Raw genomic sequence first — 24,118 nt, forward strand, 5'->3', positions numbered from 1 at the left:
GCCACTATCCTCTGGACCCAACAAGCATAGCCCCTGGTCACCCATGAGCCTCTCGCTTCGCCGCCGCTTCCTCTTCGTGCTGTTCATCGCCCTGCTGCTCGCCGTCACCGCTGCCGCCTGGCTGCTGGCCTGGCACCCCGCCGAGCGCGAGGCCGTCGCCGCACAGTGCCGCGCGCCCGCACCGCAACTGCAGCCAGGGCAGGCGCTGAAGGTGATGACCTGGAACGTCCAGTACCTGGCCGGCAAGCGCTACATCTTCTGGGACGACCTGCCCGATACCACCGGCCCCGACGACAGCCCCAGCGCCGAAGACATCGCCTACAGCCTCGACGAAGTGGTGCGGGTGATCCGCGACGAAGCGCCGGACATCGTCCTGCTGCAGGAAGTCGACGACGGCGCCGCCGCCACCGGCAAGCAGGACCAGCAGGCGCTGATCGGCGACCGCCTGACAGATCTCTACCCCTGCTCCGCCGCTGCCTTCGACTGGAAGGCGCGCTTCGATCCCAACCCGCATGTATTCGGCAGCGCCGGGCGCAAGCTGGTGACCTTCAGCCGCTTCCAGATCAGCGGCGGCGAGCGCATCGCTTTGCCGCAGCGCTCGTCCATCCCGCTGCTGCACCTGTTCGCCCCGCAGCCGGCGATGCTGCAGAGCGACCTGCCGATCCGCGGCGGCGGCCAGCTCAGCGTGATCAACACGCGCCTGGAGCGCCCCAACGGCGACGACACCCCGCAGCGCCAGGTCGAAGCCGTCGAAGCCCACTTGAACACCCTGCAGGCTGCCGGCCGCCCCTGGCTGCTGGGCGGCGACCTCGGCCTGCTGCCGCTGGGCCAGTACCCCTACCTGCCGGAAGTGCTGCGCGCGCCCTACCGCGCCAACAGCGAGCTGAACCTGCTGGCGGCGCGCTTCCCGGTGGTCCCGGCGGTGGAGGAATCCAGCGGCGCCGACCAGGAGAAGTGGTACACCCACTTCCCCAACGACCCGCGCGTGCACAAGCCCGATCGCACCCTCGACTACCTGTTCCACAGCCCCGGCCTGAACCGCCTCGATGCCGGCGTGCGCAGCCACGACACCCTGCGTATATCCAATCACCTGCCGCTGTCCGCGCGCTTCCTGCTGCCCCACTGAGCGCCGCGGCACATCGCCGCCGAGCCAGGCTGGACAAGCGAGGCGCGGCGGCCCCATGCTCGGCCGGCACCGCATAACAACGACAACATGCACTTCGGGTATCCATGCACTTTCGCCGTCTCGTCGGGCTGATCGTCGCCCTGCTCTGCCTCAACGCCTTCGCCGTCGACCGGCCCACGCTGGCCGACCGGCTGCCGCATCCGCTGCCGGCCCTGACCGTCGGCTACTACGAATTCCCGCCCTACACCTATACCGCCGCGGACGGCAGCACTCGCGGCAGCGGCGCCGAGATGGTCCGGCGCATCCTGCTCAAGGCCGGTTATCGCGCCGATTTCCGCCCCTTGCCCAGCGCCCGCCTGTACCTGGGCCTGCAGGACGGCAGCGTGCAGCTCTGGGCCGGCGCGCCGGGCAAGCCGGAACTGCTGGGCAGCACACTGGAGTGCGAGCGCGTGCTGGGGCACGTCGAGCTGAACCTGTATCGCCTGGCCTCCCGCCCCTCGCCGAAATTGCCCGAAGGGCTGACCACCAGCCGGGTGATCCTGATCAGCGGCTACAGCTACTGGCGGCCGATCACCGAGATGCTGGCCGACCCGAAACTGCAGCTGGAAGTGCACCGCACCAGCACCCACACCGCCGCCCTGCAGATGCTCGAGCGCGGTCGCGGCGACTACCTGATCGACTACCAGACGCCGGTGGAACAGGCGCGCCGCGAGCTGAACATGGCGCCGCTGGCCTTCGACAACCTGTACAGCGTGCCGACCAAGCTCATCGTCTCCCGCCACGCCCCCGACGCCGAAGGCCTGCGCGCGCAGCTGGACCACGCCTACGACGAACTGCAGTCGGCGGGTTACGAGATGAAGTTGCCCTGACTGCGTAAGGCGGGAATGGCGCAGGAGCGTACTGAAGCGACGGAGACGGCCCGCTCCTACAGGGGGCACATCACCTCTGTGCCAAACCTAGCCCTTGCGCGGCTTGGCCCGCGCCGTCGGCTCGGCGATCAGCGGGTCATCTGGCCAGTAATGCTTCGGATAGCGCCCCTTCAGGTCCTTCTTCACTTCCGCATAGGTGCTGCGCCAGAAGTTGGCCAGGTCCTGGGTCACCTGCACCGGCCGCTGTGCCGGCGACAGCAGGTGCAGCTTCACCGCCACCCGCCCACCGGCAATGCGCGGCGTGTCGGCCAGGCCGAACAGCTCCTGCAGGCGCACGGCGAGCACCGGGGGAAACTCGCTGTAATCCAGGCGGATATTCGAGCCGGACGGCACCTGCAGCGCGCGTGGCGCCAGCTCGTCCAGCCGCTGCGGCAACGGCCAGGGCAGCAGCCCGTGGAGAATCCCGCTCAGCTCCAGGTTGGCGAAGTGCGACAGCCGCGAGACCTTGCCCAGGAAGGGCAGCAGCCAGTCTTCCAGCGAAGCCAGCAGCGCGGCGTCGCTGACGTCCGGCCACTCGCTCTCGCCCTTGCCTTCCAGATCGAGCCGGCGCAGCAAGGCGATGCGCGCCTGCCACTGGCGCAGCTCCGGCGTCCACGGCAGCAGCTCCAGCCCCTTGCGCCGCACCAGCCCGAGCAGCGCGCGGCTGCGCGCCTCGGCGTCGAGGTTGGGCAGCGCCTCGGTGGACAGCACCAACTCGCCGACCTTGCGCTGGCGCTCAGCGCGCAGCACGCCTTCGCGCTCGTCCCACTCCAACTCGTCATGGACACTGACCTGTTCGGCGAGGATCGACTCGAACAGCCCCGGCTCCAGCACCGCCGCCAGATAGATGCGCTCCTCGCGCTGGCCCTGGCGGCTGCCGAGATCGGCGACCACCAGCCAGGCTTCCTTCATCAGCGCATCCGGCTCGCCGAACAGCGCCGCGCGGCCGTTGGCCAGGCGATATTCGCCGCCACCGGCGCGGCGCTGGCGGGCGATGCGGTCCGGGTAGGCAAAGGCCAGCAGGCCGCCCAACCAGCGCGGATGATCGGGGTCGGCCACCGGCTCGCGGGCCGGGCCGCGCAGGTAGCCCTTGAACTGTCGCGCCAGCTGGCGCACGCGCTGCACCGCGCCCCGGCTGGCGCGCGGGCCGTTCTGCTCGCCGGCCAGCAAGGCGATGCGGTGATGCAGGTCGGCGTCGCTGCCACGCAGGATGTCGCGCTCGCCGAGCAAGGCGGCCAGATCGCAGGCCAGCTGCCCCAGCCCCAGCGCATGGCCGCGCAGCAGCAGATGGGCGATACGCGGGTGCGCCGGCACTTCGGCCATGGCCTGACCGTGGGGCGTGAGGCTGCCGCCACCGGCGCGGGAAGCCAGCGCGCCGAGGCGCTCCAGCAGGTCCTGGGCCTGTGCATAAGCGGCGGCGGGCGGCAGGTCGAGCCAGGCCAGCTCCTGCGGGGCGACACCCCAGCGCGCCAGCTGCAGGGCGAGGCCGGCCAGATCGGCCTGGAGAATTTCCGCCGCGCCATAGGCCGGCAGTTGATCGTGCTGCGCCTCGGACCACAGGCGGTAGCAGGCGCCCGGTTCCAAACGTCCGGCACGGCCGGCGCGCTGGGTGGCGGAGGCGCGGGAGATGCGCTGGGTTTCCAGGCGGGTCATGCCACTGCCCGGATCGAAGCGCGGTACCCGCGCCAGCCCGGCGTCCACGACGACGCGCACGCCGTCGATGGTCAGGCTGGTCTCGGCGATGTTGGTCGCCAGCACCACCTTGCGCTTGCCCGCCGGCGCGGGTTCGATGGCGGCACGCTGGGCGTCGAGGTCGAGTTCGCCGTGCAGCGGGCAGAGCAGGACATCGGAGCGGCCGGCCAGGGTCTCGCCCAACTGCTCGGCGACGCGGCGAATCTCCGCCTGGCCGGGCAGGAACACCAGCAGGCTGCCGGGCTCGTCGGCCAGCGCCTGCTGCACCGTCTGCACCACGCGCGGCTCGATGAACTCGCCGGCCTGCCACGGCCGGCCCCAGCGAATAGCCACCGGGAACATGCGCCCCTCGCTGCGCACCACCGGCGCGTCGTCCAGCAGCGCGGAGAGGCGATCGCCTTCCAGCGTGGCCGACATCACCAGCACCTTGAGCGGTGGCTCGTCGCGCAGCAGTGCGCGGCCATTGAGGGTGAGCGCCAGCGCCAGATCGGCATCCAGTGAGCGCTCGTGGAATTCATCGAAGATCACCAGCCCCACGCCCTCCAGCGCCGGGTCATCCTGCAGACGGCGGGCGAGGATGCCCTCGGTGACCACCTCGATGCGCGTCCTGGAGCCGACCTTGCTGTCCAGGCGGATGCGGTAGCCAACGGTCTCGCCGACCTTCTCGCCCAGCTCTGCGGCCAATCTTTCAGCGGCGGCGCGAGCGGCCAGGCGGCGCGGTTCCAGCATCAGGATCGACTGCCCGCCCAGCCACGCCTCATCCAGCAGCGCCAGCGGCACGCGGGTGGTCTTGCCGGCGCCGGGCGGCGCCTCCAGCACCACCTCGTGGCGCCCGGCCAGGGCCTGGCGCAGGGCGGGAAGGACGCTGTCGATGGGAAGGGCGTTCATGCCGGCTCCTGGAACTCGAATTTCATAAGGCGGTAACCCGGACTACGCGGGGGGCGGCGATTATAGCGGGCGAACCACGGTGCCAACTCGGCAGTCATAGAAGCAAGCAGAACGCTGGCTAGTGCGAATCTGCCAGCAGCGACAGCAAGCTCGTTGATATAGTTGTCCGCATCATCCTCCCGGAGGTTTTTTCATGCGTCTTGCCACCCGAGTCTCCTGTGCAGTTCTGAGCGCCGCCCTGTTCAGCCAGCTGACGGCCTGCGGCACCCTGTTCTACCCTGATCGCCGCGGCCAGATCGACGGCCGCATCGACCCGGCAGTCGCTGCCCTGGACGCCGTCGGACTGTTGTTCTACATCATCCCGGGCCTGATCGCCTTCGGCGTAGACTTCGCCACCGGCGCGATCTACCTGCCCGACGAGAAGTACTCGGTCGCGCCTGAAAAGCTCAAGGATGCCGTGAGCGAAGACGGCACCGTGGACAAGGCTAAACTCAAGGCGATCCTCGAGCGTGAAACCGGCCGCAGCCTGCCCCTGGACGATCCGCGTCTGATCCAGCGCAGCGGCGACCTCCAACAACTCGCCAGCCTGGGCCTGCGCCCGGAGGCCTGATATGCACGGCGCTCTCGCTTCACACCTTCAGCAACTCCTGGCGTACCACCAGTGGGCCTACGAACGAATCCTGGAGGCCGTCGCGCCGCTGGATGAAGAGGCCTATCGCGCACCGCGCGGGCTGTTCTTCGGCAGCCTGCACGGCACCCTCAACCACCTCGCGGTGGTCGATCGCATCTGGTTCGCCCGTGTGCAGCGAGAGCCCTGGCAGTTCGAACGCCTCGACGCCGAGGCCGCGCCGGACCGCGCCGGCCTCGCCGACTTCCTGGGTGACGGTGTCGGCGCCTGGCGCCTGTGGCTGAGCAAGCAGAGCGACGCCACCCTCGGCACCCAACTGGACTACCGCAACATGGCCGGGCAGGAACATCGCCAGAGCCTGGCGAACATCGTCCAGCACCTGGTCAACCACGGCACCCACCACCGCGGGCAGATGAGCGCCGCGCTCACCGCGCTGGGCCACAAGGCGCCGCTGCTGGACTACATCTACTTCCTGCCCAACCGCCTGGACACCTGATGCTCAAGCACGCCAGCCACGCCCACCTGATGCGGCTGGCGACCTTTGCGTCGCTCGGCGTCGCCACCACCCTGATCGTCGCCAAGGCCATCGCCTGGTGGCTCAGCGGCTCAGTCAGCCTGCTGGCCGGCCTCACCGACTCGCTGCTCGACGGCGCCGCATCCTTCCTCAACCTGCTGGCGGTGCACTACGCCATCCGCCCCGCGGACGACGACCACCGCTACGGCCACGGCAAGGCGGAATCGCTGTCGGGGCTGGCCCAGGCGCTGTTCATCGCGGTCAGCGCCGTGCTGGTCGGCACCCAGGCCATCGACCGCCTGCAGCATCCGGAACCGGTGGAAGCCGTGGGCTGGGGCGTCGCCGTGATGATCCTGTCGCTGGCGCTCACCGCCGGCTTGCTGCTGGTGCAGGGCTACGTGGTGAAGATCACCGGCTCCAACGCCATCCGCGCGGATTCGCTGCACTATCGCTCGGACCTGCTGCTCAACAGCAGCATCCTGGTGGCGCTGCTCCTGGCGCAGTTCGGCTGGCAGCAGATGGACGCCATCTTCGGCCTGGGCATCGCCTTCTACATCCTCTGGAGCTCCTTCCAGATCGCCCGCGAATCCGTCGCGGTGCTGATGGACGAGGAGCTGCCGCCGGACGTCAGCACGCGCATGCTCGAACTGGTGCGCGAAGTGCCCGGCGTGCTCGGCGCCCACGACCTGCGTACGCGGATTTCCGGCACGCACTGGTTCGTCCAGCTGCACCTGGAGCTGCCCGGCGAGCTGTCACTGTCGAAGGCGCATCATCTGTGCGACGAGGCGGTGCTGGCGATCCACAGGGAATTCCCGCGGGCCGAGGTGCTGGTGCACGCCGACCCGCAGGAAGTGGTGGGCAAAGAGACCATCAGCTAGAGAACATCAGTTGACGCTGTAGCCGCGCCCGCTCAGGCAGGCGCCCAGGGCGCGGCGGTAGTTGTCGGCGACGTAGGCCGGCGGCGCATAGCTCGCCAGGGCCGGGTCGAAGCCGCTCTGGTCGGCGGCCCAGCGGTGGCATTCATAGCGATCGCGGGCCTGCTGGTCCGGGCCCTGGTTGTACATCGGGTAAGCCATCACGTCATAAGCCGATTGCGCCACGCTGGCCACCTGCTGCGGCGGCTCCACCACTTCGTAATCCTGCGAGCCGGCTTGCCACAGGTAGTAGGTGCCAGCCGCGAGGAAGTAGCCGATGCTGCCGATCCACACCTGCTCGGCGTAGGACGGCAGGTAGCGCACGCGCACACCGTAGGGCGGCGTCACCACCACATAGCGTGAGCCGTAGGGGCGATACCAGTAGCCATCGTTGAAGTAGTAGTCGCTGCCGCGATAGGGCACACGGTAATGCCCGCTCGGCATGGCGTTGACCACATAGCCCGGCCGCCAGTAGGACGGATGCGGGCCCCAGTTGCCGTGGGAAGGCGGCGGGCGGCCCTGCCAGCCTGCCGATGGCGGACGGTTGCCGCCCTGCCAGCCGGGGCTGCCGTGATCGTGGCCGTGGTCGCTGCCTTGCGGACGACCTTGCCACTGGCCGCCGTTGCTGCCCGGCGGACGTCCCTGCCACTGCCCGCCGTTGTTGCCCTGCGCACGCCCCTGCCACTGACCGCCGTTATTGCCCTGCGGACGGCCCTGCCACTGATCGCCATTGTTACCCTGCGGATGGCCCTGCCACTGACCGCCGTTGTTGCCCTGCGGACGGCCCTGCCACTGACCGCCATTGTTGCCTTGCTGATGGCCCTGCCACTGCCCGCCATTGTTGCCCTGCGGACGCCCCTGCCACTGACCGCCGTTGTTGCCCTGCGGACGGCCCTGCCACTGACCGCCATTGTTGCCCTGCGGACGCCCGTGCTCACGGTCGCCATTGCTGCCCTGTGGGCGGCCTTGCCACTGCCCGCCGTTGCCGCCCTGCGGACGCCCGTGCTCCTGGCCGCCATTGTTGCCCTGCGGACGCCCCTGGGACTGCCCGCCACCGCCGTTCGCGGATGGATGGCCCTGCATATCGGGACCTTCGGCCGCCAGCGCCTGGACCGCGACGGCCAGAGAAAGCACAGCGAACGAGGCGAACCGCCCGATGCCCGACTTCATGGATTCCTCACTTCGGCAACGGCCGAAAACCGTGATGTGACATTGCCATAGACCACGGCGCAAAGCCGCCATTGCGGGGCGCTGGGTAAAGTCAGGGTAAAGATGGCGGGGCAAATCGCGGGCAAGAAAAAAGGGAGGCTCGTCAGCCTCCCTTCCGGAATCTCGTCCTGCTCGTCGCTGTTGGCGCCGGCTCACCTCGCTCCGCCTTCTGGGCAGTGCGTAGCCCGGTGGCCGGCGCGATCCTGTTGGGTCGGCGGGCCGCGAAGCGCCTGATTGGGCGGATCGCTGGGGACGTGATGTCCGGGCTGTGAATCTGGAAGAAATAGTAAAGCGACAGAGCGGGAAAATGATTGCTAAGATTGCTCATACAGGCACCACCTGAGCAACAAATACCTAAAAATTACGCCACAAGCGCAATTCAATAGAAATATGAGGCTTTCATGGACAAGCTGGACCGCTACGACCTGCGAATTCTTGCCGAACTGCAACGCGACGCACGCATCTCCAATCAGGAGCTGGCCGAACGCATCGGCCTGTCGCCTTCCCCCTGCTCGCGGCGGGTCAAGCAGCTCGAGGACGACGGCTACATCGTCCGCCAGGTCGCCCTGCTGGACAGCAAGAAGCTCGGCCTGAGCCTCACCGCCTTCGTGCTGATCGGCATGGACCGTCACACGCCGGAGCGTTTCGAGCACTTCCAGCAGATCATCGGCAAGTGCCCCGAGGTGCTGGAATGCAGCCTGGTGACCGGCATGGACGCAGACTACCAGCTCAAGGTGATGGTGCCGGACATGGAACACTACCAGCACTTCCTGCTCGGCACCCTGACCCGCATCGAGGGAGTGACCAGCGTGCGGTCGAGCTTCGTGCTGCGCAATGTGATGGCGAGCACCGAGCTGCCGCTGGATCACCTTCGGGTCTGAGCCAGCTCGCGACCTGCGCGGTCCCACCCCCATCGCGGACATGGCCCGCTCCTACCGGATAGATCTGTGCTCGGATCGGCCCTCACCCTAACTCTCTCCCAGGGGGAGAGGGGACCGTTCGGTGCCGGATGAAACCACAGCGTCAGCCGGCACGACTTGCTCCCTCTCCCTGAGGGAGAGGGCTGGGGTGAGGGGGAAAGCACAAACACGGAACTACCAGGGAAAGACAGTTGCTCCTACCTAACCGGGAAATACCGGCGCCAATCTGTAGGAGCGGGCCACGCCCGCGATCCGTCGGCAAGGCCGACGCCACCCTGCGACACAGCATCGCACCCCTGCTCCCGCCAAACGAAATCGATACCGCAGATTTCCCCCGCCAGCCGGCGCGCCGCGGCAATTTCCGGGGCAATCCGCCCATCCCGCAGCAGGAACTGATCACTTTATGAACGGCTCTGAACGACAAAGCGCCGCATGCGTATAATGCGCGCCTTCTTCACCACCACCGCGTCCCGGCGTCCCTCGGACACCCTCCGCACCGGGCAGGAGCTGTAATGAACGAAAGTTTCGAAGACTGGATGATGTATGGCCTGGTGACCGGCCTGATCCTGTTCATGGCCTTCATCGTCTGGGACCTCGCCAAGAAGTCCAAGGCCGGCCGCATGGGCACCATGGTGCTGTTCTTCGCACTGGGCCTGGGCGTACTCGGCTTCCTGATCAAGTCCGTGGTCGTCGCCGGGCTCGAAGGCGGCTTCTGACCCCGCGCCCTGCCCCAAGCCTCAGAGCTCGGGGCTGACTTCCCGCCACTGCCCCGGCTGCAGGCCATCCAGCTGCCACGGCCCGATGCGCACGCGCACCAGGCGCAGCGTGGGCAGGCCGACCGCCGCCGTCATCCGCCGCACCTGGCGGTTGCGCCCCTCGCGGATCACCAGTTCCAGCCAGGCGGTGGGCACCGACTTGCGGAAGCGCACCGGCGGGTCGCGCTCCCACAGCGGCGGCTCCTCCAGCCGCCGGGCTTCGGCCGGCAGGGTCGGGCCGTCATTGAGCTGCACGCCCTTGCGCAGCTGGTCGAGCTGCTCGTCGCTCGGCTCGCCCTCCACCTGCACCCAGTACGTCTTCGGCAGCTTGTGCTTCGGATCGGCGATGCGCGCCTGCAGGCGGCCGTCGTTGGTCAGCAGCAACAGGCCTTCGCTGTCACGGTCCAGGCGGCCGGCCGGGTAGATGCCCGGCACGTCGACGAAATCCTTCAGCGTCGCGCGGCCCTCGTTGTCGTTGAACTGCGTCAGTACGTCGAACGGCTTGTTCAGCAGGATCAGCCTGGGTTGCGCCGGCGGCGCCTTGGCCACGCGGCGAGGCGCGGGGCGGGTGGCTGGACGACGATTGGCGGGACGCGGAGGACGGGGCATGGCGAAAAGACTGGTAACCGAGGATGGGGTGCGAGGAATGCCCGGCATGCTAGGTTGTGCAAAGCCCCCACCGCAAGAGCATGCCCATGAGCCATCCCACCTGGCTGATCACCTTGCAGAACCTCAGCGGTCGCCTCGGCGCCCGCTATCGCGGCCCGCAGACGGCGCATTTCGACGGCGCCCGCTTCCATAACCTCGACCGCCAACCGCACAACGGCCTGCGCGCCTTCCTCAAGTGGCAGCGCGAGCGCGGCCGTCAGCAGGAGTGGATCGCCCAGCCCGGCCCGGATACCCGTCCGGAGACGCCGGCCCGCGTCGAAGGCGACGAACTGCGCGTCACCTACATCAACCATGCCACCCTGCTGATCCAGCACCGCGGCCTGAACATCCTCACCGACCCGCTCTGGTGCGAGCGCACCAGCCCGTTCAGCTTCGCCGGTCCCAAGCGTGTGCATCCGCCGGGCCTGGCGCTGGACGAGCTGCCGCCGATCAACCTGATCCTGGTCAGCCACAACCACTACGACCACCTGGATATCCACAGCCTTCGCGAGCTGGCGCGGCGCTTCCCCTCCGCCAAGGTGGTGACCGGCCTGGGCAATGGCGAGCTGATCCGAGCGTGCGGCTTCACCGATATCGTCGAGCTGGACTGGTGGCAGAGCCTGCCGATGCCCGAAGGCATGCTGCTCACCGGCGTGCCGGCGCAGCACTGGTCGGCGCGCTCGCGGCGCGACACCAACCGCACGCTGTGGATGGGCTTCGTGCTGGAGTCGCCGGACGGCCCGCTGCTGTTCCCCGGCGATACCGGGCTGGGCGAAGAGTTCGGCCTGATGCACGAGCGCTTCGGCCCCATGCGCTTCGCCGCCCTGCCTATCGGCGCCTACGAGCCGCGTTGGTTCATGCGCCACCACCACATGAACCCGGACGACGCAGTGCAGGCGCACCAGCACCTCGACTCGCAGTGCAGCATGGCGATCCACTTTGGCACCTTCCGCCTGAGCGACGAAGGTCAGTTCACGCCGGTCAGCGACCTGGCAGCGGCGCTGCAACAACGTGGCGTAGCGGCGGAGCGTTTCCGCGCGCCGAAGCCGGGGGAGCAGTGGCTCGTTCCACCGATGCCAGACAGTTCCCTGTAGGAGCGCGCCATGCGCGCGATCGCGGGCATGGCCCGCTCCCACAAGGGAAAGCCGGCGCTGTCCCTCTAGCGCAGGAGCGGACTCTGTCCTCGACTGGTCGACCCCAGCGCCGGCACCTCAAAGCGCGCTCCTACGAAGAGCGGCCTCAGTTCTCCCGCACCCGCTTGCTGCAGCAGTTGCGATAACGCTTTCCGCTGTTGCACGGACACGGCTTGTCGCCGCGGCCGCCCAGCTCCAGCCAGCTTTCCAGGCGCTGACGCATGGCGTCGCGGACTTCCCGGCGCTCGTCGTCCATCTGCGGTTTGCTCAGTTCACGGCTGAGCCAGAGGTAATCCTCCAGCAACTCGTCACGCTCCAGCGCGTGAAGCTGTTCGGCGACCGGCACGCCTTCGTAGCGACGTTTCGGATCAGGCAGGAAGGCGATGGCTTCGCCGCCCGGCAGCACGTTCCACAAGCGGCCCTGGGCGTCGCGCCAGCAGGCGCTGAAACGGGCGCGCAAGGCCAGGCCCGGCCACTCTTCCAGGCACCAGCCATCCACTCGCTCGCCGCCCAGACCTTCCACTGCCTTGCCCACGGAGAACCAGGGTTCGCCGGCGATGCTGTCGGGCAGCGGCAGTGGCGCGGCGACTTCGGGCATGCCGTTGTCCACCAGTCGGCGGGCGAAACGGCGCAGCGGGTTGGTGAGGTGCGAGGGGGCGCGGAACGGCATGGAATCACCAGCGGAAAAGGTCGGCGAAGGTCCGACCGGAGGGACGCGCCACGGTTCCCCGTGGCGCGAAAGGCGAGCATTCTAGGCTCGCCCGGGGCGGCGTCAACGCGGCGCGCTCAATAGTCCCGCGTGGAGATCGGCTTCGCCTCGCCGCTCAGTTCACACAGCAGGTCGTCGAGCAGCGCGGAAGCGCCGAAACGCAGATGCTCCGACTTGATCCAGCCGGCGCCGAAACGCTCCTCCGCCAGCTTCTGGTACACCTGCGCATCGGCCAGAGTGCGCAGGCCGCCGGAGACTTTCAGGCCGACCTTGCCACCCTCCTCCTCGATGGTTTCGAGCATCACCCGCACGGCTTCGGGCGTGGCGTTCACCGTCGCCTTGCCAGTGCTGGTCTTGAGGAAGTCGGCGCCGCCGGCAATGGCTTCGCGGCAGGCCGTGCGGATCAGTTCCGGGTCGGCCAGCTCACCGGTTTCCAGGATCACCTTGAGCCGGTGGTAGGGCCCGCACAGCGTCTTGCAGGTGCGGATCAGCTCCACCGCACCGGTCTCCTGACCAGCCTTGAGCTTGCGCCAGGGGTAGACCAGGTCGATCTCGTCGGCGCCCTCGGCGAGGGTCTTGCGCACCTCCTCCACCACATCGGCCAGCGGCGCGTTGCCACCGGGGAAGTTGCATACGCTGGCGACCCGCACGTCGCGCCCACCCAGCGTATTGAGCGTACGCCGGGCGACGTGCGCCAGCTTCGGCCACACGCACACCGCCGCCACTTCGCCGTAGGGCGTCAGCGCGCGGCGGCAGAGGTCCACTGTGCTTTGCAGGTCATCGCCAGCATTCAGCGAAGTCAGGTCCAGCAGGGCGAGCACGCGGCCCGCCGGGGTCTTGCGAGGATCGGTCATCGGCAACACTCTCCATCGGCTTTCTTCAGCCCCGCCTGCGCGGGCAACAAATCACCAGCACACCATCAAGGCCGTAGGGCGCATAACCTGGAACAGGTTATCCGCCGGAACCACCACGGCGGATAACGCTGGCGCGTTATGCGCCCTACACGGCAGCCAGGGCAACCACCATCGCCCCGGCAGGCGCTCCGCGCCCTGTCGCAGATCAGCGGAACGGTGGCTCGTCGAAGCTGCGCAGCTTGCGCGAGTGCAGCGAGTTGAGCTGGGTGCGCAGCAGGTCGACGGCGGCAACGCCGATGGACAGGTGCTGGCTCACCGCGCGCTGGTAGAAGGCCGTGGCGGCGCCGGGCAGCTTGATCTCGCTGTGCAGCGGTTTGTCCGACACACACAGCAGCGTGCCGTACGGCACGCGCAGGCGGTAACCCTGCGCGGCGATAGTGCCACTTTCCATGTCCACCGCGATGGCACGCGCCAGGTTGATCAGCGGGCGCTCCTGGGCCCAGTGCAGCTCCCAGTTGCGGTCGTCGTAGGTCAGCACGGTGCCGGTGCGTAGTCGACGCTTGAGCTGGTCGCCGCGCTCGCCAGTCACCAGCGCGGCGGCTTCCTGCAGCGCCAACTGCACCTCGGCCAGCGCCGGGATCGGGATGTGCGGCGGCAGCACGCGGTCAAGGATGCCGTCGCGGCGCATGTAGGCGTGGGCCAGCACGTAGTCGCCAATGGTCTGCGACTGGCGCAGGCCGCCACAGTGGCCGACCATCAGCCAGCAGTGCGGACGCAACACGGCGAGGTGGTCGGTGATGTTCTTCGCGTTGGACGGGCCGACGCCGATGTTCACCAGGGTCACGCCGTCGCCGTCCTCGGCGATCAGGTGATAGGCGGGCATCTGGAAGCGGTGCCACTCGACGCTGGCGACGATGGCATTGGCCTCGCCCTCATCCGTGCCGCGCTCGATGATCACGTTGCCCGGCAGGACCATGCGCACGAAGCGCGGGTCGTCGCGCAGGCGCTCCAGGCCCAGGTGGATGAACTGGTCGACGTAGCGGTGGTAGTTGGTCAGCAGAATCCACGGCTGCACATGGCGCCAGTCGCTGCCGGTGTAATGCACCATGCGGCGCAGGGAAAAGTCGGTGCGCGCGGCATCGAACAGCGCCAGCGGCATCGGGTCGGCGTTTTCCCACTCGTACAGGCCATCCGCTACACCATCGGAAGTGGCCGACAGATCGGTGCTGGGGAACACCCGCGCCAGCTCGGCGGCGGTCACACCCGAGCCCCCCAGTTCGTCGCCGCCTTCCACCACGTAGGGGTACGGAATGTTCTGCGCGCTGACGCCGACTTCCACACGCACGGTGAAGTCTTCCATCAGCGGCCGCAGCTGCTCCAGCAGGTATTTGCGGAAGGCCTTGGGCTGGGTGATGGTCACGGCGTAGGTGCCGGGCACCTGGACCTTGGCGTAGGCGCGGGTGGTCGAGGGCACTTCGCCCTGGCACAGGTAGGTCACCCGCAGCAGCGGGTAGCGGAATTGTTCGCGCTGCTGCGCGTCGGGGACTTCGCGGTCCTTCAGGTACCGCTTGAGCGCCTGGTTCAGGGCGCCGGTGGCGCGCTCGTGGAGCACGGCCAGTCGATCGACGGCCTCTTCGGCCGTCTGCGCGACGAAGAACTCGTCGCCAGTCGTAAGACTCATGGTGGGCATCCTGTCTGAACGATCAGCTCCATCTTGCCTGCTTCCGTCACAGAAAGGGATGACAGATTCCGAACCGGCAGGACGAACGGAAGGGTTGAAGAAAGCCTATGACAGAATCCGCGACCGCGAGTGCGGATGACAGCCGGAATGAAACGACTGCATTCCATTTTCGTATATCGCTTGTCGGGCCGTCCCAAGCTGCTGGAAGCGTCTTGTTTATCGAGGCGCCGCCGCTAGATTGGCCGCGCTGCGGTCAATCCCGCAGCCGGGTTTGACGGCCTGACTCCTCTGGCGCGATTGCGTCCTCAGACGCATGCGAAGGTGGCGAACATCTTCGTAGGTTGTTCTGTGCCCGCGATTAATCATCGCGGCGCTCAATGGCAAATCGCGCAGGGAGGCCCTTGGGTACCAGGGCCTACCGGTTTCAGTGGGCCGGTCCGTCAACCCTGCGCGGTTTGCCTCCCTTCGATTGACGGCGACGGGGTGCAGCTGCTCCCAATCATCATTGGAGTACTGCCCATGGACACTACACTAACGTTCATACACCCACTGTTTTCATGCGCCACCAACGCTCGCTTCGCGCCCTGATGCTGGAAGACCAACCCTGGTTCGCCACCCGCGACCTGGGAGGCCTGATCGGCAAGGACGCAGAGCAATATGCCACTCACCGTATCGACCCCGACCTACGCCAGACGCTGCGCCTGCAAACCCAGACCGGCGAGGAAGATGCCTGGATGCTCAGCGAAGCCGGCTTCTTCATGCTCCTGAGCCGCTTCCGTCACCCGGAAAACCGCAGCCTGCGGCAGTGGATCACCCACGAAGTCATCCCTGCCCTGCGCGGTCCCACCCTCCCCGTCCAGCACCCACGCCGCTCCCTGCTGCGCTGGGAAAGCCGCGACATCGCCCTGCTGGAATGGAACGACCAGCTCTGGGTCCGCTACAGCGACGTGCCGCAGCTCCTGCAACCCAAAACCGCTACAGCGCCACGCTCCGGCTGGTGGCGCTCCTTGCGCTGGCGCCTGACGCTCCCGTAGGGCGCATGACCTGGAACAGGTTATCCGCCGGAACCTCCCCGGCGGATAAGCGCTGACGCGTTATGCGCCCTACGAAGCTGTCAGGCGTGCTGTTGGATGTACTCACTCAGGGCGCGACGCGTCAGGTCGTTCAAGGTGATGTTCTGCTGGATGGCGGCGATGCTCGCCGCCATGTGCAGTTCGTGGCCTACGCGTACGTTGAAGGAGCCCTTGCAGGGGATTTCCGGCTCGACGCCCCTGACAGCGCAATCAGCCAGGTAGTCGTCGACCGCTGCCCTGAACGAGCCGGCCAGCTCGGCGACGGTGTCGCCTTCGTAATTGATCAGGGCGCGGATGAACAGCAGCTTGCCGAACAGGCAGTTGTCTTCCGGGCTGGCCTCGATGGACCCGTAATAGCCGCGGTGCTGCAGCAGGTTGTTCATCGTATCAGTCCTCCGCTTTTCAGGTGCTCGATCACCTGGCGCCTGGCATAGGCCTTCAATTCATTGCCGGGATGGGGCTTGTGCAGATTGATCATCGCGCAAGGATCGCCGTTGTCGAACTTGACCCGGCTTCCATCGCCTTCGAGCTTGCGATAACCCAGCCCACCCAGCAGCACAACCAACTCCTGCCAGGTGAACACAGCCTGCCTGTTCAGCAGTTTGGCCAGCAGCTTCTCGTGCTGAGACATACCCTCCCCCAGCTGCAACTAATTTTAGTTGCAGCTATAGACCAAGGCAATCTCAACACTGAGCTGCCCGCACCGAAAGGAAGACCTGCGAGGCTCATCCCGGTCCCGGCGAAGAACACTCCTCCTGCAACCTATTGATCGACCGGCGACGGTTCAACCCGAAAACTTCTACTGAAATTTCCTCACACCAGATGCGGCGTCGCCCGCGCCACCAGCGCTTCCACATCCACCCCGCGCGGCAGGGTGCCGTAGACGCGGCCGCCGTCGTCCAGGCGGCTGGCGATGAAGGCGTCGGAGACCACCGAATTGCCCGCTTCCAGCAGCAGCTTGGCCTGCAGGGCGATGGCGACGTTTTCGGTGAGCTGGCGGGCGCGGTACTGGATGTCCTGGGTGTCGGCGAAGGAAGCCTTGAGGTTGCCGATGAACGAGGCCAGGCGCGCATCGCCATGCCCGTCGCCCAGCTCGCTGAACAGCGCGTCGAGTACGCCTGGCTCCTTCGACAGGGCACGCAGCACGTCCAGGCACTGCACGTTGCCCGAGCCTTCCCAGGTGGAGTTGACCGGCGCTTCGCGGTACAGACGCGGGAGGATGGTGTCCTCGACGTAGCCGGCGCCGCCCAGGCATTCGGCGGCCTCGTTGATCATTGCGGGGGCGCGTTTGCAGATCCAGTACTTGCCCACGGCGGTGACCAGGCGGGCGAACTTGTCCTCCTGCTCGTCGTGCAGGTTGTCCAGGGCGCGGCCCATGCGCATGGTCAGGGCCAGCGCGGCTTCGCTTTCCAGGGCAAGGTCGGCCAGCACGTTCTGCATCAGCGGCTGTTCGGCCAGAACACGACCGCCGACCTGACGGTAGGCGCAGTGGTGCGCGGCCTGGGTCAGCGCCTGGCGCATCAGCGAGCTGGAGCCGACCATGCAGTCGAAGCGGGTCATGGCGACCATCTCGATGATGGTGGGTACGCCACGGCCTTCCTCGCCGACCATCCAGGCCAGCGCACCACGGTATTCCACTTCGCTGGAGGCGTTGGACCAGTTGCCCAGCTTGTTCTTCAGCCGCTGGATGTAGAACTCGTTGCGGCTGCCGTCCGGGCGGTGGCGCGGCAGCAGGAAGCAGGTCAGCCCCTTGTCGGTGTAGGCCAGGGTGAGGAAGGCGTCGCACATCGGCGCCGAGCAGAACCACTTGTGGCCGACCAGTTCGTAGGCCTGGCCCGGGCCGGGAATGCCGACCGGGTAGGCGCGGGTGGTGTTGGCGCGCACGTCGGTGCCGCCCTGCTTCTCGGTCATGGCCATGCCGATGGTGGCGCCGGTCTTCTGTTCGATGGGCAGGTTGCGCGGGTCGTATTCGGTGGAGAGGATCTTCGGCAGCCATTGCTCGGCGAGGTCCGGCTGCAGACGCAGGGCAGGCACGCTGGCGAAGGTCATGGTCAGCGGGCAGCCGGTGCCGGCTTCGGCCTGGCTGTGCAGGTAGCTCAGGCCCGCACGGGCGACGTGGGCGCCAGCACGCGGATCGGTCCAGGGCATCGAGGGCAGGCCGGCCTCGATGGCCGCGCGCATCAGCTCGTGGTAGGCCGGGTGGAATTCCACCAGGTCAACGCGATGGCCGAAGCGGTCGTGGGACTTGAACACCGGCTTGTTCTCGTTGGCGAGGAAGCCCGCCGCCATCAGCGGCCCGCCGGCCAGCGCGCCATAGGCATCAAGTTTCTGCTCGGCCCAGCCGCCGCCGTAGCGGCGCACCCACTCCTGCAGCGGTACGTCGACGCGATAGAGGTTGGCGCCGTCCAGCGGCGGTACCTGGTTGGTCACTTCGTGGGTTTCGGCGTACGGGTGCGGGATCATGGCTGGTCCTCCATAACGGGCGTGGGCCTGGCTGGCTTGGGCAAGGCAGATGTGGACGCGCCGACGGCGCGCAGGCAGAAGCTGGCGAGGGCGTCGCTGACGTCCTCCAGGGAAACGTTGGACTGGCCGGCATCCCGCGCGGCGCGGGCGGGCGGCGAAAGCGGGCCGATCAGGGCTTCGGCGATGGCGCCGACGAGGCAGGCGGCGGTCAGCTGCACCGGCTGGGGCTGGAATTCACCGGCGGCGATGCCCTGCTCCAGCAGGGTGACGAACAGTGCGGCGTAGGCTTCGCGGTAGATCAGGCGCTGCTCGTCCACTTCCGGGTCGACCGGCTCGGCGATCAGCGCGAAGGCCAGCTGGCGGCTGCCCCAGGCGCGCGCGGCGAACTGCTGCAGGCCCCGGTTCAGGCGTTCGGAAGCGCTGCCGGGAGCTTTCAGCAGCGCACCGAGGGTATCGACCTCGTGCTGGCTGGCACGGGCGAAGACCTCGGCGGCCAGTTCGCCCTTGCCGCTGAAGTGCCGATAGAGGCTGCCGGTGGCGATGCCGGCGGCGTCCGCCAGGCTCTGCATGGTCAGGGCGGCGAAACCACCGTCGGCCACCCGCGCCAGCGCCAGCTCGAGAATGCGCTCGCGCAGTTCGCCGTCCTTTTGCAGCCGTGCTGGGGAGTGTCGGTAGGCCATGATCTGAATCCGGATTCACTGCATGAAATTCAGTGAATCACGGTTCAGACCTTTGCTGAAAGGGACATTCCCGCCACGAGCGGGGCGATTCTGGCCAAACCGCCACCGCCCGTGCGCATACTTACCAGAGCGGCATCTGGTAGCTGACGATCACCCGCGTTTCGTCGATATCGTTGCCGAAGTCGCTGCGGAAGGCACCATTGCGCACCTTGAAGCCAAGGTTCTTCAGCGGGCCGTTCTGCACCACGTAGCCGATATCGGTGTCGCGCTCCCACTCCTTGCCGCGCCCCTGGCCGTTCAGCAGGTCGATGTGGTCGCCTTGCAGGTAGCGGGTCATGAAGGTCAGGCCCGGCAGGCCGAGGCCGGCGAAGTCGTAGTCGTAGCGCGCCTGCCAGGAGCGTTCGTCCTTGTTGGCGAAGTCGCCGATCTGCACGAAGTTGGTCAGGTACGGGTCGGTGCCGCTGAGGTAGGCGAAACCGGTGTCGCCGGACATGCGCTGGTAGCCGACGCCGAAGCCGCTGCCGCCGATGCGATAGGTGAACAGCGCGTTGAGCGCGCGGTTGTCGACGTTGCTGCCGCCATCATCGGTGGAGCGGGCCCAGCGGATATCCGACTTGAGCGACTGGCCCTCGGTGATCGGCAAGGTGTGCACCACGCTCAGGTAGTGCTGGCGGTAGAAGTTTTCCAGGCCGCCGTAGTGGTAGCTGGTGCTGAGGTTGTCGGTCCAGCGGTAGGTGCCGCCGGCGAGGTTGAAGCGGTCGCTGGTGGTGTGGCTGCCAAGCACGATGTTGCGCTTGTTGCCACGGGTCATCGACAGGTCTTCGTCGTTGGTCGAGTCGCGCTGCTTCACCTGGCGCAGCTGGCCGAGCTGGGCACTGAGGCCGTCGATCTCGTTGACCTCGGCGAGCCCACCCTGGAAGGTCTGCGGGGCCAGGCGGGTGTCGTTGTACTGCACCACCGGCAGCTTGGGCAGCAGGGTGCCGACCTTCAAAGTGCTCTTCGAGGCGCGCAGCTTGGCCGTCACGCCGAGGGAGCTGTAGTCGTCGGCGGCGCGCTTGTCGCTGGCCGAGTACGGCAGCAGGCCGGAGCCGGTGCGATCAGGGCTGGAGTCCAGCTTGATCCCCAGCAAGCCGAGGGCATCGACGCCCACGCCCACCGTGCCTTCGGTGTAGCCCGACTCGAAGCGCAGCAGGAAACCCTGCGCCCACTCCTCGGATTTCGACTGCGCGGCACCGCTCTGGCGGTAGTCGCGGTTGAAGTAGAAATTGCGCAGCTCCAGGTTCGCCTTGCTGTCCGCGATGAAGTCCGCGTGGGCGAACAGGGGCAGGCAGGCGATGCTCGAAACGAGCGCCCGTACGGGAAGATTTTTCATTGTTGTTGTCTCTTCGTCAGGTGAGGTGAAGGCGGCGCCGCTCCTGAAGGCGCCGCGCTCGGGATCAATCGGAGAGCAGGCCCTCCAGTCGCTGGCGGATCAACTGGCGCGCCTGCTCGACGATGTCGCGCAGCAGTTCCTCGCAGCTGGGTTCGTCATCGATCAGGCCCTGGACCATGCCCGCCGACCAGATTCCCAGGTCGGTGTCGCCCTGCTCGTAGACGGTGCGCCCGCGCAGGCCGCTGACCAGCGTGGCGATGTCGGCGTAGGTGGCGTTGCCGCGCGCCTCGATGGCCAGCACTTCCTGGCTGATCGCGTTGCGGGCGACCCGCGCACTGTTGCGCAACGAACGCATGATCACGTCCGTGGAGCGCTCGTCCGCCGCGCGGATGGCCGCCTTGACCTGCGGGTGGATCGGACACTCGCGGGTGCTGAGGAAGCGAGTGCCCATGTTGATCGCATCGGCCCCCAGCGCCAGCGCCGCCACCAGCCCGCGACCGTCGGCGAAGCCACCGGAAGCGATGATCGGCACGCGCAGCCGGTTGGCCGCCGCAGGCAGCAGGACCAGGCCGGGAATGTCGTCCTCGCCCGGATGGCCGGCACACTCGAAGCCGTCGATGGACACCGCGTCCACGCCCAGTTGCTCGGCCTTGAGCGCATGGCGCACAGCGGTGCATTTGTGGATGACCTTGATCCCGTGCTGGCGGAACTCGGCAATGTGCTCGCCGGGGTTGTTGCCAGCGGTTTCGACCACGCCGATGCCACCCTCGATGATCGCCGCGCGGTACTCCGCGTAGGGGATCGGCTTCTGCGTCGGCAGCAGCGTGAGGTTGACGCCGAAGGGCTTGTCGGTGAGTTCGCGGCAACGCGCGATCTCGTCGGCCAGCGCCTGCGGGGTCGGCTGGGTCAGCGCCGAGAGCGTTGCCAGCCCGCCGGCATTGGCCACCGCCGCCGCCATCTCGGCGCGCCCCACCCACTGCATGCCGCCCTGCATGATCGGGTGTTCGACGCCGAAGGTTTCGGTGAATCGGGTCTTGAACATGCGCCTGTCCTCCGGCGGTTCAGATCGGGTCCCAGGAGAACACGTCCGGGCTGCGCGCCAGGTCCATGAAGCTGCCGCGCAGCGCGGGCATGCCGTGCTCGGCGATGCTCTGCGGGGTCCAGCCGTTGTCACTGTGCACGCTGCGCAGCGGGCGGCTCTGGCTCATCAGGAAGATCTCGTGGTTGCGCGCGGCGAACACCTGGCCGTTGACCGCACTGGCGGCGTCGGAAGCGAGGTAGACGGCCAGCGGTGCGTTCTTGTCCGGGGTCATGCGCTGCAGGTTTTCCACCCGCGCCTTCTGCTCCGGCGTCTCGGCCGGGATGGAGTCGGTCATGCGGCTCCAGGCGAAGGGCGCGATGCAGTTGGAGCGCACGTTGTAGCGCTGCATGTCGAGGGCGATGGACTTGCTCAGCGCGACGATGCCGAGCTTGGCCGCCGAGTAGTTGGCCTGGCCGAAGTTGCCGATCAGCCCCGAGGTGCTGGTCATGTGCACGAAGGCGCCGCTGTTCTGCGCGCGGAAGTGCTCGGCGGCGGCGCGGCTGACGAAGAAGCTGCCGTTGAGGTGCACGTTGATCACCGACAGCCAGTCCTCGGCGCTCATCTTGTGGAAGATGGTGTCGCGCAGGATGCCGGCATTGTTCACCACGATGTCGACGCGACCGAAGGCGTCGATGGCGCTGGAGACGATGCGCCGGGCGCTGTCCCAGTCCGACACGCTGTCGGTGTTGATGGCGCCGTCACCGCCGCGCTGGCGGATCAGCCCGAGGGTTTCCTCGGCCGGGGAAGCCGAGCCGCCCTCGCCCTGCAGGGACACGCCGATATCGTTGATCAGCACCCGCGCGCCGCTGTCGGCCAGGGCCAGGGCGATCTCGCGGCCGATGCCGCCACCGGCGCCGGTGACGATCGCTACCTTGCCTTCGTTGAGTCGTTGGGTCATCGCTAATTCCTTACTGTTCGTTCAATCAGGGAGTTCGTTGCGCGCAGGATCAGCTCGGCAGGCCGAGCACGGCCTTGGCCAGGATGTTGCGCTGGATCTCGTTGGTGCCGCCGTAGATGGTGGTCGGCCGCGACTGGATGAAGATGCCCGCCGGGTGCAGTTCGGCGTCGTCGGCGAAGGGGTTGAGCAGCGCCGAATCCGCGCCGGCGATCTCCAGTCCCAGCTCGCTGATGCGCTGGTACAGCTCGGACTGGTGGATCTTCAGCAGGGAAACGTCCGGGCCCAGCTCCTCGCCGCGCCGCAGGCGTTCGGCGAAGCGCTCGTAGAGCGCCTTGTGGCAGTCCAGGTCCATGCTCAGCGCGGCGAAACGCTGGGCGAACACCGGGTCGTCCCACAGGCCCTGGTGACGAGCCAGGCGCACCAGACGTTCGAGGGCGAAGGTGGCCTGCTTGGGCGAGCCCAGGAAGATGCGCTCGAAGCCGAGCAGTGCCTTGGCCATGCCCCAGCCGTGGTTGACCGCGCCGACGAGGTTCTCTTCCGGCACGCGCACGTCGTTGAAGAACACCTCGCAGAACTCGCCCTGCAGTTCCAGGTTGAGGATCGGCCGCACCTCGACGCCGGGGCTGTCCATCGGCACCAGCAGGAAGCTGATGCCCTGCTGCGCCTTGGCGCTGCGCTCGGTGCGCGCCAGCACGAAGATCCAGTTGGCCTCGGTACCCATGGTGGTCCAGGTCTTCTGGCCGTTGATCACCCACTCGCCGTCACGCAGCACCGCCTCGGTGCGCAGGCTGGCGAGATCGGAGCCGGCGTTGGGCTCGCTGTAGCCCTGGCACCAGATGTCTTCACCGCTCAGGATGCGCGGCAGGAAACGCTCGCGCTGGGCGTCGGTGCCGTAGCGGATCAGCAGCGGGCCGAGCATGGTGATGCCGCTGTCGGGCAGGCGTGCGCAGCCGTAGTTTTCCATCTCCTCGATCATGATCAGCTGCTTGCCGGCGGCGAGGCCCATGCCACCGAACTGCACCGGCCAGCCGGGGCACAGCCAACCATGTTTCGACAGTGCCTGGTACCACTCCCAGGTGTCATCGCGGCCCAGGCGGTGGGCCGGGTTGCGGATGCGCTGCGGGTAGTTGGCGGCGACCCAGTCGCGCACCAGCCGGCGGAACTCGCCATCTTCGAGGGCGTTGTAATCGGTCATGTCACGGCTCTCTTGATTACTGGCCCCGGAAATTCGGGGAACGTTTATCGAGGAAGGCCGCCTTGCCTTCGGCATGGTCGGCGCTGAGGAACAGCTGGCTCTGGAAATCGCCTTCGCGCTCGAGCAGCAGCTCCAGGCCGTCGGCCAGCAGGGCCTTGGTCAAGGCCAGCGGCAGCGGAGCCTGTTGCTCCACTTTCGCGGCCAGCGCGAGGGCCGCGTCCAGCGCAGCTCCCGGTGCGCAGAGCTGGTCCACCAGGCCGATGCGCAGCGCTTCCTCGGCCTCGATGACCTGGCCGAACATCAGCACCTGCCGCGCGCGGCCGACACCGATGCGTGCCGGCAAGGTGTGCAGCTGGCCAAGATCGGCGAGCAGCCCGACCTTGCCGAAGCCGGCGGCGAAGCGCGCGGTTCCGCCGCACACCAGGCTGTCGCAGGCCAGCGCCACCGACAGCCCGGCGCCCACCGCCCAGCCTTCGATGGCGGCGATGATCGGCTTGCCCATGCGCAGCATCTGGCGGATCAGGTCGGCGTTCTTCTGCATGCGCACCCGGCCGGCGTTGAGGTCGGTGACGTGCATGTCGCTAAGGTCGCCGCCGGCGCTGAAGACTTCCGCCGAACCGGTGAGGACCACGCTGCGCACGGCGGGATCGGCGTCCGCTTCGCGCAGCGCGTCGAGCAGCTCGGCGCGCAGTGCGGGGGACAGCGCATTGCGCCGCGCCGGATTGTTGAAGCGCAGCAGACGCACCGAGCCGTGGGTTTCCTGCAGCAGCATCTCGC

Annotated in this window: 24 protein-coding genes; 9 read left to right on the forward strand and 15 right to left on the reverse strand. The window is 67.6% G+C overall.

The window, feature by feature from the left end; all coding sequences use genetic code 11:
* The first annotated feature begins 43 nt into the window (after positions 1 to 43).
* Both IB255_RS28330 and IB255_RS28335 read left to right on the forward strand, forming a co-directional pair.
* Positions 44 to 1,126 (forward strand): endonuclease/exonuclease/phosphatase family protein, encoded by a 1,083-nt coding sequence (locus tag IB255_RS28330; RefSeq protein WP_081517200.1) that lies wholly within the window; start codon positions 44 to 46, stop codon positions 1,124 to 1,126.
* Positions 1,127 to 1,230: 104 nt separating this feature from the next.
* The gene (locus IB255_RS28335; RefSeq protein WP_081517199.1) at positions 1,231 to 1,995 is read left to right on the forward strand and encodes a substrate-binding periplasmic protein; all 765 of its coding nucleotides are present in this window, start codon (positions 1,231 to 1,233) and stop codon (positions 1,993 to 1,995) included.
* Positions 1,996 to 2,082: 87 nt separating this feature from the next.
* Here the strand turns inward: IB255_RS28335 and hrpB are convergent, their stop codons facing one another.
* On the reverse strand, positions 2,083 to 4,614 hold the full coding sequence (gene hrpB / locus IB255_RS28340) for an ATP-dependent helicase HrpB (RefSeq protein ID WP_081517198.1): 2,532 nt from the start codon (positions 4,612 to 4,614) through the stop codon (positions 2,083 to 2,085).
* A 193-nt stretch (positions 4,615 to 4,807) separates the two neighbouring features.
* Between hrpB and IB255_RS28345 the strand changes: the two genes are divergently transcribed.
* Genes IB255_RS28345 through IB255_RS28355 form a run of 3 tightly spaced genes read left to right on the forward strand, consistent with a single transcriptional unit; the run spans position 4,808 to position 6,634 of the window.
* Entirely contained in the window at positions 4,808 to 5,224 is a 417-nt protein-coding gene (locus IB255_RS28345) for a polyribonucleotide nucleotidyltransferase (RefSeq protein WP_081517197.1), read from the forward strand.
* A 1-nt stretch (position 5,225) separates the two neighbouring features.
* On the forward strand, positions 5,226 to 5,738 hold the full coding sequence (locus IB255_RS28350; RefSeq protein WP_081517196.1) for a DinB family protein: 513 nt from the start codon (positions 5,226 to 5,228) through the stop codon (positions 5,736 to 5,738).
* The gene (locus IB255_RS28355; protein WP_192211179.1) at positions 5,738 to 6,634 is read left to right on the forward strand and encodes a cation diffusion facilitator family transporter; all 897 of its coding nucleotides are present in this window, start codon (positions 5,738 to 5,740) and stop codon (positions 6,632 to 6,634) included. Before IB255_RS28350 ends, IB255_RS28355 begins: the two co-directional genes overlap by 1 nt.
* Before the next feature lie 6 nt (positions 6,635 to 6,640).
* On the opposite strand, the gene IB255_RS30885 is transcribed toward IB255_RS28355, so the two are convergent.
* Complete coding sequence (locus IB255_RS30885; protein WP_081517194.1) at positions 6,641 to 7,840, reverse strand: DUF6515 family protein; 1,200 nt, start codon at positions 7,838 to 7,840, stop codon at positions 6,641 to 6,643.
* A gap of 440 nt (positions 7,841 to 8,280) precedes the next feature.
* Here IB255_RS30885 and IB255_RS28365 point away from each other — a divergent pair, with 440 nt between their 5' ends.
* Together IB255_RS28365 and IB255_RS28370 are read left to right on the forward strand one after the other, a co-directional pair.
* A complete protein-coding gene (locus IB255_RS28365) occupies positions 8,281 to 8,760 on the forward strand; it encodes an Lrp/AsnC family transcriptional regulator (protein WP_017521771.1) in 480 nt (159 codons plus the stop codon).
* 551 nt (positions 8,761 to 9,311) lie between these two features.
* Complete coding sequence (locus IB255_RS28370) at positions 9,312 to 9,515, forward strand: DUF2788 domain-containing protein (RefSeq protein WP_015475469.1); 204 nt, start codon at positions 9,312 to 9,314, stop codon at positions 9,513 to 9,515.
* A 21-nt stretch (positions 9,516 to 9,536) separates the two neighbouring features.
* Here the strand turns inward: IB255_RS28370 and IB255_RS28375 are convergent, their stop codons facing one another.
* Positions 9,537 to 10,103, reverse strand: a complete 567-nt coding sequence (locus IB255_RS28375) for a pseudouridine synthase (RefSeq protein WP_192211197.1) — start codon at positions 10,101 to 10,103, stop codon at positions 9,537 to 9,539.
* Between the two features lie 140 nt (positions 10,104 to 10,243).
* On the opposite strand from IB255_RS28375, the gene IB255_RS28380 reads away from it, so the two are divergent.
* Entirely contained in the window at positions 10,244 to 11,296 is a 1,053-nt protein-coding gene (locus IB255_RS28380) for an MBL fold metallo-hydrolase (protein WP_192211198.1), read from the forward strand.
* 145 nt (positions 11,297 to 11,441) lie between these two features.
* On the opposite strand, the gene IB255_RS28385 is transcribed toward IB255_RS28380, so the two are convergent.
* The 3 genes from IB255_RS28385 to amn form a co-directional block, all read right to left on the reverse strand.
* Positions 11,442 to 12,005, reverse strand: coding sequence for a hypothetical protein (locus tag IB255_RS28385; RefSeq protein ID WP_151189327.1), 564 nt, complete (start codon positions 12,003 to 12,005; stop codon positions 11,442 to 11,444).
* 116 nt (positions 12,006 to 12,121) lie between these two features.
* Complete coding sequence (gene deoC, locus IB255_RS28390) at positions 12,122 to 12,898, reverse strand: deoxyribose-phosphate aldolase (RefSeq protein ID WP_192211180.1); 777 nt, start codon at positions 12,896 to 12,898, stop codon at positions 12,122 to 12,124.
* Between the two features lie 205 nt (positions 12,899 to 13,103).
* Positions 13,104 to 14,579, reverse strand: a complete 1,476-nt coding sequence (amn, locus tag IB255_RS28395) for an AMP nucleosidase (RefSeq protein WP_138212040.1) — start codon at positions 14,577 to 14,579, stop codon at positions 13,104 to 13,106.
* Positions 14,580 to 15,136: 557 nt separating this feature from the next.
* On the opposite strand from amn, the gene IB255_RS28400 reads away from it, so the two are divergent.
* Positions 15,137 to 15,613 (forward strand): Bro-N domain-containing protein, encoded by a 477-nt coding sequence (locus IB255_RS28400; protein WP_192211181.1) that lies wholly within the window; start codon positions 15,137 to 15,139, stop codon positions 15,611 to 15,613.
* An 80-nt stretch (positions 15,614 to 15,693) separates the two neighbouring features.
* On the opposite strand, the gene IB255_RS28405 is transcribed toward IB255_RS28400, so the two are convergent.
* The 9 genes from IB255_RS28405 to IB255_RS28445 form a co-directional block, all read right to left on the reverse strand.
* Positions 15,694 to 16,035, reverse strand: a complete 342-nt coding sequence (locus tag IB255_RS28405; RefSeq protein ID WP_081517187.1) for a type II toxin-antitoxin system HicB family antitoxin — start codon at positions 16,033 to 16,035, stop codon at positions 15,694 to 15,696.
* Entirely contained in the window at positions 16,032 to 16,283 is a 252-nt protein-coding gene (locus IB255_RS28410) for a type II toxin-antitoxin system HicA family toxin (RefSeq protein WP_015475462.1), read from the reverse strand. The genes IB255_RS28405 and IB255_RS28410 overlap by 4 nt, the downstream gene beginning before the upstream one ends.
* Positions 16,284 to 16,465: 182 nt before the next feature.
* The gene (locus tag IB255_RS28415; RefSeq protein WP_192211182.1) at positions 16,466 to 18,115 is read right to left on the reverse strand and encodes an acyl-CoA dehydrogenase family protein; all 1,650 of its coding nucleotides are present in this window, start codon (positions 18,113 to 18,115) and stop codon (positions 16,466 to 16,468) included.
* Positions 18,112 to 18,795, reverse strand: a complete 684-nt coding sequence (locus IB255_RS28420; RefSeq protein WP_192211183.1) for a TetR/AcrR family transcriptional regulator — start codon at positions 18,793 to 18,795, stop codon at positions 18,112 to 18,114. The genes IB255_RS28415 and IB255_RS28420 overlap by 4 nt, the downstream gene beginning before the upstream one ends.
* 121 nt (positions 18,796 to 18,916) lie before the next feature.
* Positions 18,917 to 20,167 carry an OprD family porin gene (locus IB255_RS28425; protein ID WP_192211184.1) on the reverse strand — a complete coding sequence of 417 codons (1,251 nt, stop codon included), beginning with the start codon at positions 20,165 to 20,167 and terminating at the stop codon, positions 18,917 to 18,919.
* A gap of 64 nt (positions 20,168 to 20,231) precedes the next feature.
* Positions 20,232 to 21,209 carry an NADH:ubiquinone reductase gene (locus IB255_RS28430; protein ID WP_081517182.1) on the reverse strand — a complete coding sequence of 326 codons (978 nt, stop codon included), beginning with the start codon at positions 21,207 to 21,209 and terminating at the stop codon, positions 20,232 to 20,234.
* Between the two features lie 19 nt (positions 21,210 to 21,228).
* Positions 21,229 to 22,146, reverse strand: a complete 918-nt coding sequence (locus IB255_RS28435) for an SDR family NAD(P)-dependent oxidoreductase (RefSeq protein ID WP_015475457.1) — start codon at positions 22,144 to 22,146, stop codon at positions 21,229 to 21,231.
* 49 nt (positions 22,147 to 22,195) lie between these two features.
* On the reverse strand, positions 22,196 to 23,341 hold the full coding sequence (locus IB255_RS28440) for an acyl-CoA dehydrogenase family protein (RefSeq protein WP_192211185.1): 1,146 nt from the start codon (positions 23,339 to 23,341) through the stop codon (positions 22,196 to 22,198).
* A gap of 16 nt (positions 23,342 to 23,357) precedes the next feature.
* The gene (locus IB255_RS28445) at positions 23,358 to 24,113 is read right to left on the reverse strand and encodes an enoyl-CoA hydratase/isomerase family protein (protein ID WP_192211199.1); all 756 of its coding nucleotides are present in this window, start codon (positions 24,111 to 24,113) and stop codon (positions 23,358 to 23,360) included.
* Positions 24,114 to 24,118 lie beyond the last annotated feature (5 nt).

This window comes from Pseudomonas sp. PDM22, from assembly GCF_014851965.1.
GTDB lineage: Bacteria > Pseudomonadota > Gammaproteobacteria > Pseudomonadales > Pseudomonadaceae > Pseudomonas.

What these genes read in the sequence shown, in the direction of transcription:
- IB255_RS28330 (WP_081517200.1), top strand. Translation starts at nt 44, where the DNA reads ATGAGCCTCTCGCTTCGCCGCCGCTTCCTCTTCGTGCTGTTCATCGCC.
- IB255_RS28335 (WP_081517199.1), top strand. Translation starts at nt 1,231, where the DNA reads ATGCACTTTCGCCGTCTCGTCGGGCTGATCGTCGCCCTGCTCTGCCTC.
- hrpB (WP_081517198.1), bottom strand. Translation starts at nt 4,614, where the DNA reads ATGAACGCCCTTCCCATCGACAGCGTCCTTCCCGCCCTGCGCCAGGCC.
- IB255_RS28345 (WP_081517197.1), top strand. Translation starts at nt 4,808, where the DNA reads ATGCGTCTTGCCACCCGAGTCTCCTGTGCAGTTCTGAGCGCCGCCCTG.
- IB255_RS28350 (WP_081517196.1), top strand. Translation starts at nt 5,226, where the DNA reads ATGCACGGCGCTCTCGCTTCACACCTTCAGCAACTCCTGGCGTACCAC.
- IB255_RS28355 (WP_192211179.1), top strand. Translation starts at nt 5,738, where the DNA reads ATGCTCAAGCACGCCAGCCACGCCCACCTGATGCGGCTGGCGACCTTT.
- IB255_RS30885 (WP_081517194.1), bottom strand. Translation starts at nt 7,840, where the DNA reads ATGAAGTCGGGCATCGGGCGGTTCGCCTCGTTCGCTGTGCTTTCTCTG.
- IB255_RS28365 (WP_017521771.1), top strand. Translation starts at nt 8,281, where the DNA reads ATGGACAAGCTGGACCGCTACGACCTGCGAATTCTTGCCGAACTGCAA.
- IB255_RS28370 (WP_015475469.1), top strand. Translation starts at nt 9,312, where the DNA reads ATGAACGAAAGTTTCGAAGACTGGATGATGTATGGCCTGGTGACCGGC.
- IB255_RS28380 (WP_192211198.1), top strand. Translation starts at nt 10,244, where the DNA reads ATGCCCATGAGCCATCCCACCTGGCTGATCACCTTGCAGAACCTCAGC.
- IB255_RS28385 (WP_151189327.1), bottom strand. Translation starts at nt 12,005, where the DNA reads ATGCCGTTCCGCGCCCCCTCGCACCTCACCAACCCGCTGCGCCGTTTC.
- deoC (WP_192211180.1), bottom strand. Translation starts at nt 12,898, where the DNA reads ATGACCGATCCTCGCAAGACCCCGGCGGGCCGCGTGCTCGCCCTGCTG.
- amn (WP_138212040.1), bottom strand. Translation starts at nt 14,579, where the DNA reads ATGAGTCTTACGACTGGCGACGAGTTCTTCGTCGCGCAGACGGCCGAA.
- IB255_RS28400 (WP_192211181.1), top strand. Translation starts at nt 15,137, where the DNA reads ATGCGCCACCAACGCTCGCTTCGCGCCCTGATGCTGGAAGACCAACCC.
- IB255_RS28405 (WP_081517187.1), bottom strand. Translation starts at nt 16,035, where the DNA reads ATGAACAACCTGCTGCAGCACCGCGGCTATTACGGGTCCATCGAGGCC.
- IB255_RS28410 (WP_015475462.1), bottom strand. Translation starts at nt 16,283, where the DNA reads ATGTCTCAGCACGAGAAGCTGCTGGCCAAACTGCTGAACAGGCAGGCT.
- IB255_RS28415 (WP_192211182.1), bottom strand. Translation starts at nt 18,115, where the DNA reads ATGATCCCGCACCCGTACGCCGAAACCCACGAAGTGACCAACCAGGTA.
- IB255_RS28420 (WP_192211183.1), bottom strand. Translation starts at nt 18,795, where the DNA reads ATGGCCTACCGACACTCCCCAGCACGGCTGCAAAAGGACGGCGAACTG.
- IB255_RS28425 (WP_192211184.1), bottom strand. Translation starts at nt 20,167, where the DNA reads ATGAAAAATCTTCCCGTACGGGCGCTCGTTTCGAGCATCGCCTGCCTG.
- IB255_RS28430 (WP_081517182.1), bottom strand. Translation starts at nt 21,209, where the DNA reads ATGTTCAAGACCCGATTCACCGAAACCTTCGGCGTCGAACACCCGATC.
- IB255_RS28435 (WP_015475457.1), bottom strand. Translation starts at nt 22,146, where the DNA reads ATGACCCAACGACTCAACGAAGGCAAGGTAGCGATCGTCACCGGCGCC.
- IB255_RS28440 (WP_192211185.1), bottom strand. Translation starts at nt 23,341, where the DNA reads ATGACCGATTACAACGCCCTCGAAGATGGCGAGTTCCGCCGGCTGGTG.
- IB255_RS28445 (WP_192211199.1), bottom strand. Translation starts at nt 24,113, where the DNA reads ATGCTGCTGCAGGAAACCCACGGCTCGGTGCGTCTGCTGCGCTTCAAC.